General features: G+C 58.9%; 14 protein-coding genes. 4 read left to right on the top strand and 10 right to left on the bottom strand.

All coding sequences use genetic code 11. The features are described from left to right. Positions 1 to 18: 18 nt before the first annotated feature. Together Mal65_RS14615 and Mal65_RS14610 are read left to right on the top strand one after the other, a co-directional pair. The gene (locus Mal65_RS14615; protein WP_145298964.1) at positions 19 to 648 is read left to right on the top strand and encodes a DMT family transporter; all 630 of its coding nucleotides are present in this window, start codon (positions 19 to 21) and stop codon (positions 646 to 648) included. A 24-nt stretch (positions 649 to 672) separates the two neighbouring features. Further along, on the top strand, positions 673 to 1035 hold the full coding sequence (locus tag Mal65_RS14610; RefSeq protein WP_145298961.1) for an amidohydrolase: 363 nt from the start codon (positions 673 to 675) through the stop codon (positions 1033 to 1035). A gap of 33 nt (positions 1036 to 1068) precedes the next feature. Here Mal65_RS14610 and Mal65_RS14605 read toward each other — a convergent pair whose 3' ends face one another. The 5 genes from Mal65_RS14605 to Mal65_RS14585 form a co-directional block, all read right to left on the bottom strand. After that, complete coding sequence (locus tag Mal65_RS14605; RefSeq protein ID WP_145298958.1) at positions 1069 to 2385, bottom strand: GspE/PulE family protein; 1317 nt, start codon at positions 2383 to 2385, stop codon at positions 1069 to 1071. A gap of 179 nt (positions 2386 to 2564) precedes the next feature. After that, positions 2565 to 4643 carry an NAD-dependent DNA ligase LigA gene (gene ligA, locus Mal65_RS14600; RefSeq protein WP_145298955.1) on the bottom strand — a complete coding sequence of 693 codons (2079 nt, stop codon included), beginning with the start codon at positions 4641 to 4643 and terminating at the stop codon, positions 2565 to 2567. Positions 4644 to 5072: 429 nt separating this feature from the next. Continuing rightward, positions 5073 to 6416 (bottom strand): protein kinase domain-containing protein, encoded by a 1344-nt coding sequence (locus Mal65_RS14595; RefSeq protein ID WP_145298953.1) that lies wholly within the window; start codon positions 6414 to 6416, stop codon positions 5073 to 5075. A gap of 137 nt (positions 6417 to 6553) precedes the next feature. Further along, positions 6554 to 7222 (bottom strand): hypothetical protein, encoded by a 669-nt coding sequence (locus Mal65_RS14590; RefSeq protein WP_145298949.1) that lies wholly within the window; start codon positions 7220 to 7222, stop codon positions 6554 to 6556. Continuing rightward, positions 7219 to 9072, bottom strand: a complete 1854-nt coding sequence (locus Mal65_RS14585) for a cation:proton antiporter (RefSeq protein WP_145298946.1) — start codon at positions 9070 to 9072, stop codon at positions 7219 to 7221. The genes Mal65_RS14590 and Mal65_RS14585 overlap by 4 nt, the downstream gene beginning before the upstream one ends. Before the next feature lie 385 nt (positions 9073 to 9457). On the opposite strand from Mal65_RS14585, the gene Mal65_RS14580 reads away from it, so the two are divergent. Together Mal65_RS14580 and larC are read left to right on the top strand one after the other, a co-directional pair. Next, the gene (locus Mal65_RS14580; RefSeq protein ID WP_196784176.1) at positions 9458 to 10339 is read left to right on the top strand and encodes a glycosyltransferase family 2 protein; all 882 of its coding nucleotides are present in this window, start codon (positions 9458 to 9460) and stop codon (positions 10337 to 10339) included. Positions 10340 to 10617: 278 nt separating this feature from the next. Continuing rightward, positions 10618 to 11832 carry a nickel pincer cofactor biosynthesis protein LarC gene (larC, locus tag Mal65_RS14575; protein WP_145298943.1) on the top strand — a complete coding sequence of 405 codons (1215 nt, stop codon included), beginning with the start codon at positions 10618 to 10620 and terminating at the stop codon, positions 11830 to 11832. Positions 11833 to 11856: 24 nt separating this feature from the next. Here larC and Mal65_RS14570 read toward each other — a convergent pair whose 3' ends face one another. The 5 genes from Mal65_RS14570 to Mal65_RS14550 form a co-directional block, all read right to left on the bottom strand. Then, positions 11857 to 12339: a peptidase associated/transthyretin-like domain-containing protein gene (locus Mal65_RS14570; protein ID WP_231131138.1), complete on the bottom strand. Its 483-nt coding sequence runs from the start codon at positions 12337 to 12339 to the stop codon at positions 11857 to 11859. A gap of 4 nt (positions 12340 to 12343) precedes the next feature. Next, entirely contained in the window at positions 12344 to 13357 is a 1014-nt protein-coding gene (locus tag Mal65_RS14565; RefSeq protein WP_145298940.1) for a DUF1559 domain-containing protein, read from the bottom strand. A 491-nt stretch (positions 13358 to 13848) separates the two neighbouring features. Next, the gene (locus Mal65_RS14560; RefSeq protein WP_165701281.1) at positions 13849 to 14163 is read right to left on the bottom strand and encodes a hypothetical protein; all 315 of its coding nucleotides are present in this window, start codon (positions 14161 to 14163) and stop codon (positions 13849 to 13851) included. A gap of 388 nt (positions 14164 to 14551) precedes the next feature. Next, entirely contained in the window at positions 14552 to 14884 is a 333-nt protein-coding gene (locus Mal65_RS14555; protein ID WP_145298934.1) for a hypothetical protein, read from the bottom strand. 409 nt (positions 14885 to 15293) lie between these two features. Next, positions 15294 to 18752, bottom strand: a complete 3459-nt coding sequence (locus Mal65_RS14550) for a PVC-type heme-binding CxxCH protein (RefSeq protein ID WP_145298931.1) — start codon at positions 18750 to 18752, stop codon at positions 15294 to 15296. Positions 18753 to 18802: the final 50 nt, after the last annotated feature.

Below are 18802 nucleotides of genomic sequence, written 5' to 3'. Positions count from 1 at the left end.
CCTCCGACTGAGGCGTTCATGAACAAAATGTTGATTCCCATCCTGTTTGCCATCGGCACCGCGTTGTTTTGGGGCTGTTACGGACCGACCATTGGCAATGCGGCAACGCCGCGCGGCATCGACGGCAAACCGCTGTTGCCGCCCGAAGGCTGGTCCCCCTTCAAACCTTACGTCTTCATCGGCATCGCTTATCTGGTCATCGCGATCATCGGCGGCATCGCAATGATGAAGGTCAAAGGAGACAGCTTCACGTACACGGGGGCCCATTTCGCAACGGCCAAGTGGGGGTTCTTGGCGGGCACGCTGGGCGCACTTGGCGCGTGTTGTTTGACCACCGCAATGATGACCAGCCGCGGCAACGCCCTGTTGGTGATGCCCATCGTGTTTGGCGGCGCGGTGGCCGTGACCGCGATCGTTTCGGTGTTGCGATTGCACGAAGGCGTGAAAATCAGCCCGATGCTGTGGGTGGGAATGGCGTTGACGTTCATCGGCGTGGTGATCGTCGCACGTAACACCCCGCACGGACACGCACCCACCAAGCCGGCCGACGGTCACGGTGCCGCCGATCACGCGGCGTCCGACGCGGCACCGGCGGGTGACGCCGTTGTGCACAACGAGGGTGCGATCACGGACGAAGCGGCCGGCTGATCGCTGCTGCGGATAATCACGAAGATGAGCGAATCCGAAACGCTGACCGCTCAGGTGCAAGCGATTGATCGTCAAGTCGCGCACCTGTGGATGGTCCGTACGTTCTTAAAGCACTGCGACGAGGCCGAAGACGACGAAGATCTGCGGGACATCGTTCGCGACATCTATGATTTTATCTTGGCCGTCGGGCCGGTTGACGAAGTCGATGATCCGGCCGCTTACGTGAAGATGGCCAAAAAGAAACTGCGTCGGCTGCGACGTGCGTGTGACTTGTACGTGGAAATCCAGCCGGAGGTGTCCGGTCACACCAATTTTGTGATGGCTGCCCGCTCGCTGCAGATCGCGACCGAAGCGATCGCAGAAATTCTGGGCCAATCAGTGTCCTAAGGACGATCCGGCCGCGCTGAATGAACCGGTGGGTCAATCGCGACAGCGTCTGGAAAGTTCCGCCAGCGTGCCGTCATTGATGATTCGAATCGCGTCATCGGCCGTCATTTCGCCGCGATAAATATTCAAGGCGGCATTGTCGGCCAGACTTAGCATGCCCTGCTCTTTGGCCGTCTGGTGAATCGCGGATGCCGGTTCACGGTGTTCGATGCAGTGCGTGATCGTGTCCTCCACACGCATGATTTCCGCCAGGCAAAACAGCGATTCATAGCCGTCACCGAAACAGGCGTCGCACGACTGGGCCGTCCAAAGTCCCGGCGGTTGGTCGCCCAAACGATTGGCGACTGCGGGGCTGATGGGCAGCGGATCGTGAACTTCCCTCTGGCTTCGGCATTCTTTGCACAGTCGCCGGACGAGTCGTTGACAAATGACGCCGACCAGCGCGTTGGCAACGAACTTTGGCGGGACGTCATAGTGCAGCAGCGAATCGATCGCCTCGGCAGCACTCTTGGCGTGGATCGTCGCAAGCACCAATTGGCCACTGGCACCGGCGCGGACCGCGGTGGTTGCCGTCACGCTGTCACGGATTTCACCGATCATGATGACGTCGGGGCTGTGACGCAAAACGACCGTCAATAGATCGGCAAAGTCCAAGCAGGCTTTTGCGTTGACCTGCGTTTGCATCACCCCGTCGATCGCATGTTCGATCGGGTCTTCCAGCGTATGAATTTTGCGATGACCGTCGTTCAAATGCTTCACCGCAGCATACATCGTGCTGCTCTTGCCGCTGGCGACCGGACCGGACACCAAGATCAGTCCACCGCGGTGCGATAACAGTTCGCGCAGTTGCTGGACGTCGCAATCGTCCATCCCCAATTGATTGAGGTCGCGACATCCGCTTTCCGGATCGAACAGGCGCACCGCGACATCCGTCCCGAACAGCGTGGGCATCGTGCTGAGCCGCAAGTCGATTTCACGACCGCAGGGCGTTTGCACCACGCCGCGTCCTTCAGTCGGGCGAATCGCGTCGCCGGCGTCACAATTTGCCGCGACCCGCAGGAACCCTTGCAGCCGTCGTCCGTAACTGCGTGCAAACCGGCGAACTTGTTCGATGCGGCCCATTCGACGGACCGAAACAATGACGCAGGATTCCGCGTCGCTGATGAACAGGTCGCTGGCGTGCCGCTCGACCGCCCATTCCAAAAGATTTAACGCGAAAGTTTCCGCTGGTGCCAATTCCATTCCGGCATCAGCGGCTTGAAAATCAATTTCCGCGTCGGTCGCGGATGACGAATCGGTGGATCCCATTTCGGTGTCCCGGCAGGAAGGCTGGATCATTGATCCCTTCATCGACCACGATCGATCGATGTCGCGCCGGATCGACCGTGTCCCGTGTGTGTCGTGCTGGCCCGTCACCGTGACGACCGCGTCCTGCGGGCAACTTTGGGGGGGCAATCCGACAAAACGGGTCGGCGTGATGTCGATCCCATGCAGCAGCAAGATCCTAGCAAATCCGCCACCGGTCGTGGTCACGCGTCATGGATGCGATTGTCGGCCAACCATGCGCGAAATTCGTCTTCGTCGACGACCCGAACGCCCAATTGTTTGGCCTTGTCCAGCTTGCTGCCGGCCTTTTCACCGGCGACCAGGAAATCCGTGTTCTTACTGACGCTGCCGCTGGCCCGTCCCCCAAGTTCGGTGATCGCCTTTTTGATTTCGTCACGCTTGAAGTGTTTCAGCGTGCCCGTGACGACCAGGGTCTTGCCCGACAGCCACCGTTGGTCGTCATCATCGGGCACCGGTTCGGGATCGGTCATCTTGACGCCGGCCGCAGCCAGGTCGTTCAGCGTTTGGCGACCAACATCACTGTGGATGAATTCGTGCAGACTGCTGGCGATCCGGTCACCGATCTCGTGAATGTCGGCCAAGTCTTCTTGTGATGCTTCGCGAAGCAGATCCAACGTGTGGTATTTGCCTGTGATGATCCGCGCGACACTGGGACCGACGTGACGGATTGAAAGCGATGCCAGCACTCGTGCCAAACCACGATCACGACTGGCGTCGATCCCTTGGATCAGGCTGTCCGCATTCTTCTGTCCCACCTGGACTTCGATCTCTTTGCCGTCGCGTCCTTTCCGCAATCGGATCCAATTCAATTCGGCGACTTGGTCAGCAGTCAATCGATAAAGGTCGCCATACGTTTTGACCAATCCACGGTCCAGCAGAACGTCGACCAATTCGTCGCCCAGACCATCAATGTCCATGCCCGTGCGGCTGCCGAAATAGATCAGCTTTTGACGCAACTGCGCGGGGCACGCTGGGTTGGGGCATCGGATGTAGACACCGCCTTCATCCCGAACCAGATCGGTATCACACTCGGGACATCGCTTGGGAAAGGCGTAGGGTTTCAAGTCGTCAGTGCGAAGGTGTTTTTCGACGCGCACGACCTTGGGGATGATCTTGCCGGCTTTTTCAACCACAACGACGTCGCCTTCGCGGACATCCAGCCGCTCGATTTCATCAGCGTTATGCAACGAAGCGCGGGAGACGGTGGTTTCGGCGATTTCCACCGGATCCAGATGAGCCACCGGTGTGACGGTTCCGGTTTTGCCGACTTGGACCGTGATCTGGTTCAGTCGTGTGGTGGCTTCGTAGCGTTCAAACTTGTACGCGACCAACCAACGCGGGCTCTTACTGCGAATGCCAAGTTTTTCGCGGTTGGCAAAGTCGTCGACTTTAAAAACGATCCCGTCGACTTCGAACGGCAGGTCTGGCATTTCGTCTTCCAACGCCGCGACCGCTTTCATCGCGTCGGACCAATGGTCGAACACCATCACGTCGGGTGTCGGCGGAATGCCAAAGTCCCCGAGCCGTTTCAAAAATTCCATGTGGTTGTCCGCGTCCATGCCCGACACTTCGCCGATGCCGTGTGCAAAGAAACGCAGGTTTCGCTGGGCGGCGATCGCGGGATCCAGCAATCGGATCGTGCCCGCAGTCACGTTGCGTGTGTTCTTGTATAGCGGTTCGCCGCGTTCGGCTTGACGGACATTCAAATCGGCCAAGTCCGCATTGGTCATGTAGACTTCGCCGCGAATCTCCAAAACATCCGGTACCGATCCGTTGTCGTGCAGGATCAGGGGCAGATCGCGAACCGTTCGAATGTTGTGCGTGATGTCATCGCCGACTTCGCCGTTGCCACGGGTCAGCGCCAGCACCATGCGTCCCGATTCGTATCGCACCGACGCCGCGACGCCATCGATTTTGTATTCCATCACCCACCGGATCGGTTTGCCGTCCAGGGATTTTTCGGTGCGTTCAAAATAGGCTTGCAATTCATCGCGACTGTACGTGTTATCGATTGACAACATGGGCACGCGATGGGCGACCTGGTCCAGGTGCGCGACCGGTTGATCGCCGACCCGCATCGTGGGCGAATCGCGATCACGCAGGTCGGGGTGATCCTGTTCCAGTTGCTGTAAACGCTTCAGCAGGCGGTCGTACTGCAGATCGCTGATTTCCGGCGTCGCGTCGACGTAGTACAGTCGATCGTGATGTCGAATCTGCTGGCGCAGCGACTGAACTTCCTCGGCGACCGACTTGTCTGTCATGCCCGTTATCTTTATCGAAAAGAGAATGGCGGGGCGGGGCCGGTGGCGAAACCAAGACACGCAGCAGCGGGGCCCCGTTGGGAACGGCGGGGCGATTCTAGCGGCGCAAAAAAAAACCGACGAGTCGGGCGTTAACCCTTCCCATCGGCAAAATGATTTTGACCGGTCGGCGGCATGATGGAGCCGCTGGGAGAAACGCGCTCGTCTCAGCGTGCTACTGCACAAGCCTTTGGTGACGAGGGCGAACCCTAAAAATGATCCCTCTGCCGAAAAGACGGCCAAAATCGGTGCGGGTTTCTTCGACCCGCGTTGTCATCTTAGGCCCGAGCAACGAGCCAGCAAGAGCAACTTTCGGTTTCCGGCGACACCGGTCGCCATTAAATTCCCCGAAATTGCGGCGGACATTTGCGTGCCCCCCAACGCCCGGCGTCAAGTCAATTCGGTGACATCGCGCGCGACGGCAAAGATGACACCTTCGCTGCGGATCGCTTTGGCGGTCCACTCCAGCACGACGTACCGACCGTCGCGGCGTTGATACCGGTTTCGAAATCGGACGACGGGCTTTCCACGATCCAGCACACTCATCTGCGCCCGCGTTTTTTCACGGTCCTCGGGGTGCACAAAGTCGATGAAGGGACGCGTCTTCAGCTCGTGGTCGTCATAGCCAAGAAGGCGTGAAAAATTGCCGTTGATCCGCTGGAAAAATCCTTGAAAATCAGCGATGCAAAACAAGTCCAGCGACAATTCGAAAAAGCGATTCATGTCGCTTCGCAGTTGTTCCAAAGCTGTCTCGTGGTAATCCGCCACCGCTTGAGCCACCTCCAACGCGTCGGCCGGACGGTCCTCGGATGACGAAGCCATGCACCGGATGGCCAACCGGCGCAAATTCGGATCGCAATCACAGTTCCGCAAACGATCCTTGATCTGGCCCTGCGATGCGTCCAGCGCCATCTGGTACACGATTCGAACATGGTCCGCTTCGTAGGGCGGATGCCCCGTCAAGATTTCGCAAAGAATCGCACCCAAGCCAAACACATCGGTCGCCGGTCCGACCTGACCGCCACCGGCCTGTTCGGGCGCCATGTATTCCGGAGTGCCACGGACCCGCGAACGGTTTTCAAAATCGTTGCTCAGACAGCTCAGTTCCGGCGGATTCGGCTGATCGCTGTGATAGTGTGCCAGTCCCCAGTCCATCACGTGGACTTCGCCAAACGGTCCGACCATCACGTTGGACGGCTTCAGGTCCAAGTGAATGATTCCCTTGGAATGCGCAAACGCCATCGTTTCACAGATGTCGGCGAAGACGTTCAATAACTGGAAACGTGGCATCGTTTTTTGCCGCAACACGTCGCCCAGTGTTTTGCCGTCGACCAGTTTCAACACGTGGTAGGGGCGACCGTCATTGCACCGTCCGCGGTCGTAAATCGGAATGACCCCGGGATGCGACAGGTAACTGATGACTTGCGATTCGTTTTGGAAATCTTCCAGGCCGCCGGCTTGATCGTTCCGGTCCTGCCGCAGAACTTTGACGACAACGTCGCGGCATAAGGTCAGGTCGCGGGCACGGTAGATGATGCCCATGCCGCCACGATTGATGCGGCCACAGATTTCGTACCGGGGACTGTCCAGCACCGGTGGCGTTTCGTCACAAATCGTCTCGGCTTGATTCGGCAGCGAAAAATCGGTGGTCAGCGATTCACGCCGCGCTGCACCTGTTCGCCGCTGGCCCCTCGGATCGTCTGAGTGCCCCAGATTTTCGCTCGATGCGTCCATCGGTAACCTCAATTCGCCTTCGCGTTCGTTCAGTCTAACGAACCGGACAGTCCCGTGGGGGGGAATTGCCCGACAAAATCAAAGACCTTTTCTGCCACGCCGCCCACCGGACAAGAGCAAGCGTGCAACAGACGACGCTATTCGCGGTAAAGAAAATGCCGGAAACCTTCGACCAGCAATTCTTGGTTTGGAACCGCTTGATACAGCAAGAAACCCAGAATCAGCACCGCAGCGACCACCATCGCAACGCCACGTGAGCCCGCCACGACGGGCGTTTGAGCGACTTCGCCCCGGATGGCTTTCAAAAATTGGAACCAAAACCCGACAGTCACATTGGGTTCAAACGCGATCACGCTGACGTGGTCGACGCCCGGATGGGAATCCAGCCGGAATCGAAAGCCGTGGTGCGGAAAGAAGATTTGAAAGCCGCGGGCATCGGTTTGTACGTCCGCGTCCATCGTTCGCGCGGCGCGACAAACCGCCGGAAAGGCCTCGTCGATCAGCAAGCCGTGAATGCAGATTCGCGGCCGCGTCGTCAGGGAGACCAACGCCACGCACAATGCATAAAACGCGGCCAGCATGAACCACACACGCCAACCGAAAAGGGCACCGGCGGCGGAAGGGAAAAACAATTGGGCGGGACCGATGGCGGCAAAACCGGCCACCGCGATGCCCAACGATGCCGCTTCGCGCGCCGACGTTGTCACGAACGGTCGTCCCGACAGACGCAAACCGCCGATCAGCAACAGGTAACCGGCCAGCGGCATCAACGCGACGCACAACGAAAAGGGATCGGGCAAATTCACGACTGCATCACCGCGTGATCGGGCGGGACGGGAACCGAGTGGACCAGTGCCAATACGGTTTGACCCGACACCGGACGCAAAGGATCGCCGACCGTATTGATCGACAGGCTATTGTCATCCTTGATGACGCACAGCAAAACCGTGTCTTCACCGTAGCGTTCCATGAAGTCGTCGTAGGTGAACGCATCGGTCAGCTTGGTGGACTTGAACGTCGCGCCGGCTTGGTACATCGCCGCGATCGCCGAGAACGTCATCCCTTCGCCGAACAATTCACGGCCCAGCAAGTTTTTTGTCAGCCCACGACGGCCGTGTGAGTTTTTCAGGCTGAACGTCAACTGGTACAAACGCGATCGGTCGAACAGCGTGCGGCATTCACGCAACGACAACGTGTTGACTTCATCGTTGGGCGTCATGGCCATCATGCGGCCGATGCCCGCCAAGTTCAGTTCTTCGCGGGCATGCTCATTCAAAATGTTCATGCACACGCCGCCCAGCCCGTCCATCTTGGCTTGCGAGATCTTGTTGTAGTTCGTGTCGACCAACATCACGTGGACTTGGTTGGCCTGCAATTCACTGGCAAATTCACGCACCCAAGCATCCGCACCGGCGATCAGAACCCCGTGATTGTTCTCATCAGCCAGTTGCAAGAACTTGGCCAGTGGTGAAGCCAACATGCCATAGACGGCCACGGTACCGACGATGACCAGGAAGGTAACGGTGACCAGTTGATCCGCGCTGGCGACATCGCCTTCGACCGCATTGCGCTGCAGTTCCAATGCAAAGATACTGCTGACCGCCGCGGCGACGATTCCACGCGGCGCAAGGCCGGCGATGAAGGTTTGTTCGCGGTAATTCAGCGGGCTTCCGATCAGCGACAGATACACCGACAGCGGACGCACCACCAAAATCAAAACGCCCAAGAACAGCAGGCCGGGCCAACCGATTTCGATCACGTTGTTGATGTCGACTCGTGACCCCAACAGCACGAACAGGCATCCGATCAGTAGCGTTCGCAAGTTCTCCTTCAGTTCAACGACGTGTTCGACGTCGACCTGTTTTTGATTGATCAACCATATGCCCATCACGGTGACCGTGATCAGACCGGATTCGTGTGCCAGTTGATCGCTGATGGCGTACATCAACAACGCGAACGACAACGCGGCGACGCCGTGCAGCATGTCGGGAAGCCAAAACTTCCGCAGCACCAGCGTCATCAGCCAACCACTTAGCACGCCCAAGACGACACCGACCAGCGATGTCCAGGCCAGCATGCCCAAAGCGATTCGCAGCGACGGATCGTCCCCATGCAAAAACGCTTGTTCAAAAACCAGCACGGCCAAGACCGCACCGATCGGGTCGATCACGATGCCTTCCCACTTCAACGCCGATGCGACGCGGCGGGACGGACGAACGTGACGCAGCAAAGGTCCGATCACCGTCGGACCGGTGACCACCAGGATCGCCCCCAACAACAGGCTCATCCGCCAGGGGAAATCCAGGATCTGGTGTGCCGCGATCGTCACCCCCGCCATCGTGACGGCCGCACCGATCGTCACCAATCGCAATGCCGCGCTGCCGGATTCACGCAGTTCTTCCAGACGTAGCGACAGCCCGCCTTCGAACATGATGATGCCCACCGACAGCGAAACCAGCGGGAACAGCAATTTGGGGCCTGCCGTGGCGTCGCCGCCGGTCAGTTCGGCCAGAAAATCATCGGGATTGATGAATTGGCCCAGGCCGACGCCGAACAGCAGCAACAACAGAATGCTGGGCAAATTCGTCCGGTGCGCCAGCCACTGTGCGGCGCTGCCGAGTGAAGGTACCAGGGCGAGATAAAAAAGGAGATCCATGGGCCGCCGGGTCGACGCGTTGACAATCGAGTGAACAAGGTCATCGGTCCGGGCCACACGGGGGCCCAGTAGCGACGGACGTCGCCGGAAGTGGAATTGTTGTTGCTATCGCCCCGCGACGCTAGGCAGCGCCGGATGATTCCTGAGGCGAAAGAATCCGACGGCGTTGATTCGGCCCCACGGTGCGGATCCGACAGTTTCGCCACAGCCGTTGCAATTGAACATCCGAGGGGCACCCAGTTGGCCGGGAAGTGAACAAAATGAGGCGTCCAATTGGTTTCCGACCCATGTTTGCTTGGGCAGCGCGTGGTGCCCGAATCTTTTTCAACGCTCGGCCGGTTTTGACGGTCGAACGCATTGTTGCAAATTTGAAGGGCTTGCCCCGATGCACAGCCGCCCAATGGATAACGGCCCGATGGGAAACCGACTGTCTGCCTTGGATGTCGACGCACCGCACGTCTTTGACGATTTTGATACCGACACACTGGTCGTCGACCCCGACCAAATGCTGCAGCGGATCGACGATGCGATGGATCTGATCGCCCAAGCCAACTGCATCGCCCAAGACACCGAAGCGGTGGATCAGTATGACGTGACCGTCGTGGTGCCCGTGTACAACGAACGTGATTCGTTGCCCGAGGTCTTGGAACGATTGGACCAAGTCATGCCGCCGGCCACCGAAATCGTCGTCATCGATGATGCCAGCACGGACGGCACCACGGATTGGTTGAAGGCATTGCCCCAGCGTCGCAATCGCCGGGTCCTGTTTCGACGTCGAAACCACGGCAAGGGATCCGCCGTTCGGCTGGGCATTCGACACAGTCGCGGTAAAGTCGTGGCGATTCAAGACGCCGATCTGGAATATGATCCCGCCGACCTGTTGCGAGTCATCTGGCCGGTCTTGGAAGGCAAAGCCGACGCGGTGTACGGATCGCGATATCTGGATTCGCGGAACAAGGATCACTTCCTGCATCGCTTGGGTAACGGAACGCTGACGGCGATCAGCAACCGTCTGACCGGTCTGAAACTGACCGACATGGAAACCTGTCACAAAGCGTTCCGCGGGGAGTTCCTGCGGTCCATCGCGCTGAAGGAATGTCGGTTCGGGTTCGAGCCGGAGATCACCGCGAAAGTCGCCGCACTGGGCGGTCAAGTGATCGAAGTTCCGACCACCTACACGGCGCGCGGTTATGACGAAGGCAAAAAGATCGGTTGGCGTGACGCGGTCAGCGCACTGCGTTGCATGTGGCGTTATCGTCGCGGTTGATCTGATCGGTGGTTGATCCGCTGGTTCAGCCAGGTCGCTTCCACGGATGCATCGTCGTTTCCGATCCTTTGCGGGTCTGTTCAAAGACGCGGCGGGGCGTAAAGCTGGGGCATAGACGTCGGATTCCATCGGTCGATTTCGATTCGTTCGCGATGGTGGGTTCGGCGTCAAACCTATTCCCCACCCCACTTCCCCCGCATCCCGACGCGGTGGTCCCGCGGGCTCCGGCATGATTCGGACGGCCCCGACACCTCGCCGGATCATGGTTGGCAATTCTGATGGCTCGCGTTCTGTATTTTGATTGTCTCAGTGGCATCAGTGGCGACATGACCTTGGGCGCGTTGGTCGACTTGGGTGTCGACGTTAACGAAATCCAAGACGCCGTGCGTTCGATGGGGCTGCCCGACGTCGCGATCACCGCTGATGAAGTAAAAAAGAAGGGCTTTCGCGCGGTCCACGTCCATATCGAACATCCGCCGGAACACGCGCACCGGCATCTACACCACATCGAAGAAATGATCGATGCGGGCGACAAAATCGATGACGATGCAAAAGCCTTGGCCAAGAAGATCTTTCACGTCGTCGCGGAGGCGGAGGCCAAAGTGCACGGAACGACGCTGCAGAAGGTCCACTTTCACGAAGTCGGCGCGATTGATTCGATCGCCGATATCGTGGGCACCGCGGTTGCGATGACACAGTTGGGCGTCGATGCCGTGATGGCGTCGGCGGTGCCCACCGGAACAGGCGAAGTCACGATCGCACACGGACGGGTTTCGGTACCGGCACCGGCGACCGCCGAAATCTTACGTGATGTGCCGATCGCCGGATCATCGATCCGCGCCGAACTGACCACGCCGACGGGAGCCGCCATTTTGAAAGCGACTTCGCGTGGGTTTGGTCCGTTGCCGTCGATGACGATTCAAAAGGTCGGCTATGGTGCCGGAACGATGGACTTGGATGCCCAAGCGAACGTGTTGCGTGTCTATCAAGGCGAGATACAGGACGACGCAATGTTGGCGGCGGCCGGAACGCAGTTTGATCAAGTCGCGGTGATGGAAACCAACTTGGACGACTGTTCGGCCGAACAAGTCGCCGATGCTTGTCGGCGATTGCTGAATGCCGGCGCGCTGGACGTTTTCCAGATTCCTTGCACGATGAAAAAGGGACGCGCGGCGGTCATCTTGAATGTCATCGCACCGCCCAGCCGCGTTGGTGTGCTGGAATCCATTCTGTTTCGACACACCACATCGATCGGCATTCGCAAGCAGACGATGAATCGCAGCAAGTTGGTCCGACGCGCCGAGAACGTTGACACCGCGTGGGGGCCGGTTCGCGGCAAAGTGGTTCAGTTGCCCGATGGTCAAGAACGCTTCACCGTTGAACACGACGATGCCGCAGAAATCGCGGATGCCAACAATCGCGATCTGGTCGAAATCCGGCGTGCCGCTGAACAGGCCTGGGCCGAAAAGTCATCGGCCGATCAAGCCAAGTGAGACCGTGACGGCGGTTCGGGCTGGTTATTCGGTCGACAACGTGATTGTTCCGGCGTCCCAAGAATCCGCATCGGGGACGTCCCAGTGGATGGACGTGCTTGACGGATCCGCATAGCGACCGTTCAGCTTATCGCCTTCTTGTGATCGCGTGACGGCATTGAACGTGCTCCAAACAAACGTCACGTCGTAACTTCCCGGGGTCGCGCCATCGCCGGCGGTCCGCGTGCTGATTGCGAAGCGACCTTCGGCGTCCGTGATGGCTTGCGCCAGCGGTGGGTCAGGCTGAGGCGGATGCAGCTGGATCACCACACCTTGGGCCGGATCGCCATCGACGGTGACGAGTCCGGTGATCGGCACCAAGTCACCCGGTTGCCGGCTGGAACCACAGCCGACGATGAACAACGGCATCGCGACCAAAAGTAAGACCGTGCACACCTGTTTCGCGCCTGGAAACCTATCGGCCGGGTGCGGTGATCGGTGGTAAGCATCGTCGGCTTTCATCCGCATGCCATCAGTTTCCATCGATCGAGAAAACCTCTCCGCCGCGACGCGTGATCTGAGCCGCGAAGACCTCGGGGTCCACGTTTGCATCGATCAGTCCGACCGATCCATCGGCCTTGGCAAAGTGGCATCCACCGGGATGAAAGCTGTAGAAACCGAAGCCGCGTGCGTTGGTGCAATTGATCGCACAGGGTCCGCCCTGTGGCGGCCAGCTCAATCCGCCTTGCAACGATCCTTGCAACCAATGTTCGCCGTTCAGTAAGTCGCCCCAACCGCCGCCTTCCAAGCCGATCAGGTTTTTGGTCGCAATCGGATCGACTCGACGTCCGCTGTAGACAACGTTCCCGCCGGTTCGTTCGCCGAACATGATCGTTTGTGACAATCCATCAATCACATCTGCGAATCGGCCGTCATGTTCACCCCCGAATGCTTCGCTGACCACTTGCAAGACGCCTTCGCGGTTGCCTTTTAGCTCGGGGCCATAAGCAAAGTTCGCATAGGTGCCCCGCACGCCGGTCGTGGGTGTGTAATCCGACGGCGCCAGGTCGGTCGCCGTGAAAGGCAATCCTGCAGGCGTCGAATTGAAGGTGTAGCGACGCGAATCCGGGTTGCCCGGCGACGAAGGACAGAGAAACGATTGCATCGTCGTCTGCAACAACGTCACGTTGTCGGGACTCAGTTGGTCGACCGACAGAAATCGGCGATCCAGTTGGTCATACAAACCTTCTTGTTCCATTTGCGGCAGGATGGCCATCATCCAATTGCCGCCGTTGAATGGTCGGTCCGGCGGCGTTTCCAACCACCACGCACGCGGCAGGTATTTGAAGGCCGAGTGATAGTTGTGGACCGCCAATGCGATTTGGCGTGTGCGATTTCCACAATCCATGCGGCGGGCGGCTTCGCGTGAAGCCTGCACCGCGGGCAGAAGCAGTGATACCAACACCCCGATGATCGCGATCACGACCAACAGTTCAACCAACGTAAAGCCGCCACGGTGATCTTCACCGTCACCTGCACTGCACATGCTTCAATTGCCCTTTGCATCCGGATTTTTGCGGTCAACCCGACGGAGGACTGCGGTTTACCGCCAGTCCTGTGGGTCGGTGCGCAGGATACACCGAAGCGGGGACTTCAAAACCTGTTCAGGTGAAAATTTGTCGCACTTCCGGCGGGAAGGTCCGCAAATTCCCGTTGTTCGGACGCTAGCGGGAGACGTTAAACGAGGGTCGTGGCCGCCGTGTTCAGTTAGCGTGGCATCGGTGCGGGAAGAGGACAACGCAGACCAAGAGAGATGAAAAGCGATCCGCGTGAGGCTCGCCACTCTTGATGCAAAAGTCGATGGCGTTAGCGAGCCGGTCACACGGATCTAGAAAAGTCTGCGTAACGAACGTTCTGTCTCGATTCGGTCCGATGACCACCTGGGCGACATGACGTTCAACAGCACTGTGTCAGGTGCGTTGTCCGTGGTGGGGCTGTGCCGGGAACCGCGAAGGTCGTGGTGACCCTCGGTCGTCATCAGCGACAGTAACAACGAACGGGCACGTAGCAGCAGCGGCACGGATCCCAGTAGTAGCTGCGATAGGTGTAGCAGCAACAGCAGCAACACGGATCACAACAGCAGCAACATGGATCACAGCACACGGTGGTGGTCGTTTCGGTTTCGCAGCAGACCGTTTCGCACGTCACCACGGGAACACAGCACACTTCCACACAGCAGACATCACGATCGCAGTTAAACATGCGTGACAGAAATCCGCCTGCATCCGCTTGGGATCCACCCAAGTAACAGGACGCCGCCATCACGGCGGCAAGCAACATGATCCGACGCATCGTTATCCTCGCTTTCCAAACTCAATGAACCAAAACCTTCGCGGCACAGAAGGGAACACCGCGTCATTGAAGTGGGTGCGGATGCATCAGCCGGACCAGCCTGATCAGAAATGCCTTGGTCAATTCGACGCAGCCCGTCAATGGTTGTTCAAAGGCCGTGTTTGCCAAGACAACGGTCACGATCACGTCGAAAGCGGCATCGATTGCTTAACGTATGATCAATCGATCGGGTGCGATTTGTGCGATACGGATCATAGGTTCTGTGACGATTCGATCGCAGTGTTCCGAAACGTCGTTGCAATCGCTGTGCAACGGTGCGATGTCCGTCGAAAGACGTCGCTTGACTGAAGATACCGATCCGGACACGGCCGACGATGGAACGCTGGGCTCAGGCCAACGCGGGTTGATCGGTGTACAACTCCAAAATTTGGCTTTGTACCTTCACCGCTCGCAACAGAGTCCAAAGTTGGTCAGGAGAAAACTGTATTGGACCGTCGTCGCACATCGATGCCAATTCATCCGCGACGGCGGCGTGTTGATCGGAGGCGGCGTCGAGTCGGAAGCTGGCGTTGCGCCATGCTTTGTCCAAGCCTTCGTCCGACTCCAGTTGGCACAATTCGGGACAGGTGGTCAGGATCAAGACGCACAAGCGCGCGATGTCGCAAGCCGACAGTTCCGGGCGTAGTTGTTGCAGTCGGTATGCGAGCTGGTCACAAGTCATGGTGTCGGTGTCGGACAGATCACAACCCGGGTGACGCAAAACGTATCACTGGCGGACTGCAAGTCTGTCAATCGAATGGCTTGGTGATTGGGCGGAACGGGATTCACCGACTTGGCGAATCGTGATGGTCGATCGGATTGCACCGACGGCCAACATTGCTGCCCCGCGTTCTGCCCCACGGTAGAAACCTAGGTTGCGTTTTGAGTCCGGGCAAACCGGGCACGCACAAACCAATGTTCACCGACAAACGCTTGGGCGACGACGACGCGATCGAGGAAGGTCTCTCACGGAGGCACGAAGGCACTGAGGGGGGGAGTGGTTGGTTGGGGAGTCCCCGGGGCCGTGTGTGTTGGTGTCTTTGTGGGATGTCCACCGCCGCAATCAGATGACGCCGGCGCGGATGAGGCGACTACTCGATGCGGTCGGGATCTTCGACGGCTTCCAGGGTGGACAGATAGGCGACCAAATCGCGCAGTTCGCGCATCGTCATGGATTGGGTCAGGTCGGCCGGCATCGACGATTTGCCCTTCTTTCGGAATTCGATGTCGTCTGGATGCAGCACCGTCCTTCGTCCGTCGGCCCCCAAGATGACCAAGCTTTCGTCGGTTTCCGAAACGACGATGCCCGTGTGCACATGGCCATCGATATCGGCGACCACCGTGGTTTCAAACCCTTTGGCAATTTGCGCGTCGGGCAGACAGATGGCTTCCAACAAGTATCGTCGGTCTTTGGTCCGTCCGATGTCGGTCAATTCGGGGCCGACTTCGCCACCGGTGCGATCAACCTTGTGGCATCGGACGCACGACAGTTCTGTCTTTTCGAAAAACAATCGGCGTCCCAATTGTGCATCGCCGCCATCGCGGGCCGACCACCAGGGAGCCAACGGTTCGTCGGATTGCAGCGATTCGATATGCTGGTCGATCAACGCGGTCTGATCGGGCGGCAAACGCTTTCGAGCTGCTTCCAGGACGTTCAATTCCACCACGGCATCCAGCTGACCGGCCAAGTACCGATCGACGGCGTCACGGACCGCTTCGGCGGCGGTCGGATCGTTCAAACTGGCCAGTGCATCCCACGCTTGTTGTCGAACTTTCATACTGGACGACTTGGTGGCTTCGATGAATCGTGGCACTGATTTCTTGGCCGCGTGCCGCGAAAGGACTTCCAACGCGGCTTCGTTGATACGCCCGGCCGGTTCGTCGGGGATTTCCGTCGCGATGCGCACCGCTTGTTGTGAATCCAAACGAGCCAGCGCCAGCAGAGCAGACGCACGCTGGTCGTCGCTGCGGCCGGTGTCCTGGATGCGTCGTGCAAGCTCCGGTGCAATTTGCTGGATGCCTAGTTGTGATGCGGACTTGATCGCCTGATCACGGATCTCGGGATGCGATTTCAGCATGCGATCGACGTGGGGGCGCAACGCGTCTGCGGCAATTTTTGGCAGACGCGGGCTGATCGGGCGATAGTCGTTCAGCACTCGGTCGCGGGGATCGGGGCGTCCCCAAGCCGCCAGCATCTGCAGGGCTTCGATTCGCATGTCCGTCGCGGCCGTTTCGTCCGACGCGTATTGGGCCAGACTTTCGGCTTGCCGGGCGCCACCGATGCGATAATTTGCTGCCAGAACACGACGAACCAATGCGGGATCGGTCATGGGATGAGCGATCCGTTCGGCCAGCGGCATCAATGCAACCGGGATGGGGGCGTCATAGATCGCACGTGCCGCTTCGGTCACCACCAAAGGATCCGCGTCATTCAGAAAGTCCGTCACACGTTCGCTACGCATACGACGAAGCGCGACCACGGCGGCGCGGCGAACGGCGACACTGGGGTGCTTGGCCAGGCTGGTGACCTTGTTGGGATCGACGGCGTTGGCCAAGAACATGACGCCGGCGTGTCGCAACGCGGGGTCTTTGTTGGCGTTCTTTTCAAGCATCACAACGACGCCCGCGAAACCACCGGGGATCTTCATCTGACTTAGCGCCATCGCTGCGAAATACCGCACGCGGGGTGATGGGTCGGCCAGCAAGTCGACCAGACGGCTGGACGATTCACGGTCACCCGTTTCGCCGGCAAACTTGACCGCGGCGGCGCGCAGAACGCCGTCTTTGTCTTGCAACCATTGCCGGGTGGCTTTCCAAACTTGTTGGCGAAGGGCATCGTCATCGGGGCTGTGCCGCAGGATTTCTTCCAGCCCCCACGATGCATGGATACGGGCGATGCGTTCGGCGGATTGGTCGCCGATGACGGCAACCAAACGGTCCACTGATTGGCGATCGGCCAATTCCCACTGGGCTTCCAGACGCACCCGCCGGTCGACGTGGGCCAAGTCGGCGACCAACTTATCGGCGTCGCGTTTGGACCAGTCGGCGGCCAGAAGATCAGCGACCTGCCGTGTCAGATCTTGGTCTTGTTGATCGGACGTGATGCGATAGATCCGGCCTTTGCCCAAGCCTTCCCAACCGTCGACCCAGTCGCTGACATAGATCGAACCGTCGGGGCCGAATTCGATGTCGGTCGCCAGGACTTGCCAAATCGGTTGGTCGTCGGCATCCAGCCGATACGTTGCACCGTTGGTGGCCAATTCAAAAGACCGCACGCCGCTGTTGGCGGGCCCACCGCGAAAGTCACAAATCAGAAACTTGTCTTTCAGAGCGTCGCCGAAGCCGGTGCCGGGATAGAACGCCAGGCCGCTGGGGCCATCGGTAAAGTTCGTGACGGGCGGATTCAAGTACGCCGGTTGTTCGTTGTGATAGGGATGCCAAATCTTTTCACGATTGAACGGTCCGCGATCGGGCAGGTACTGGTAATACATGCGCCATCCGCTGTCACCGCCCTGCAGCAAGTGAACGATCCGAGCTTTGTCGCCGCTGTCGCTGTTGTTGTCGACGGTGAACCAGTCGCCCAGGTCGTTGCACGCCAATTCTTGAGGGTTCCGCAGGCCGTTGCAGAAAACTTCCAGGTTGCTGCCGTCTTCTTCACAGCGAAACACGGCGCCGACGGCCGGGTTGGACAAGACTTTGCCTTCGGCCGTCGTGATGTGATAGCCGCGATCACCGATGCTGAAGTACAGCCGACCATCGGGGCCTTTGATGATGCCGTGCAGATCGTGTCCGCGAAATGCGACGCGGACGCCATAGCCGTCGGACAGTGCTTTCTTGCTTTCGAATTGGCCATCGCCATTGGCATCGTCAAAACGCCATAGCCTTGGAATGCAGGTGTAGTACAGCGTATCACCGCGGACCAAAATTCCCGCACCGGTGCCTTCTTCGATCCCATTGAATCCGTTGGCGATGACTTCGCTAAGATCGGCCCGGCCGTCGCCATTGTTGTCGGTCAACCGGCGGATGCGGTCGTCGTGCTGGGCATAAGTGATCGCCGCATCACCCAACAATCGGTGGTGATAATCGATGCGATCTTGGACGGTCCTGGCGGCCAAATCCGCCAACAACCAGGGTTCATCATGGGCCCGATTGTCGGTGACGCCGCGGCTTTGGCGATAACTTTCGCACACATAGACTTGGCCATGCGGGTCGACGGTCATCGCGACGATGTTGGCGACCTTGGGTTCGGCGGCGAACAGATCGATCGACCATCCATCGGGAATGCGAATCGATGCAACCGCTTGTTCGGCTTCCTCCGATGCGGCCGCCACATCGGGCTGCAGCGGCTGGCCACGCAACGGATCGGCGGCGTGAAGTCCGTTGGATACTGAAAAGAGGCCCAAATGGAAGGCCAGGAGAAACAGGCGTGGTGGCGTCGATCGAATCGTCGTGGATGCGGGATCCTGCGATGGCGAGGTCATAGGCGTTTGGCGGCGGGTGTTGGGCGGACGGTTCATGCTAAGATAACCGGCGTCGGTGTTTTCCGGCATCACGAAAATTCGTCGGAAGGCCTGGCGGACCGGTTTTTGGGGTGACAACG

The sequence above is a fragment of the Crateriforma conspicua genome, assembly GCF_007752935.1.
Classification (GTDB): domain Bacteria; phylum Planctomycetota; class Planctomycetia; order Pirellulales; family Pirellulaceae; genus Crateriforma; species Crateriforma conspicua.
The sequence above is the reverse complement of the archived record's forward strand: the minus strand, read 5'-3'. Positions and strand labels throughout refer to the sequence as shown.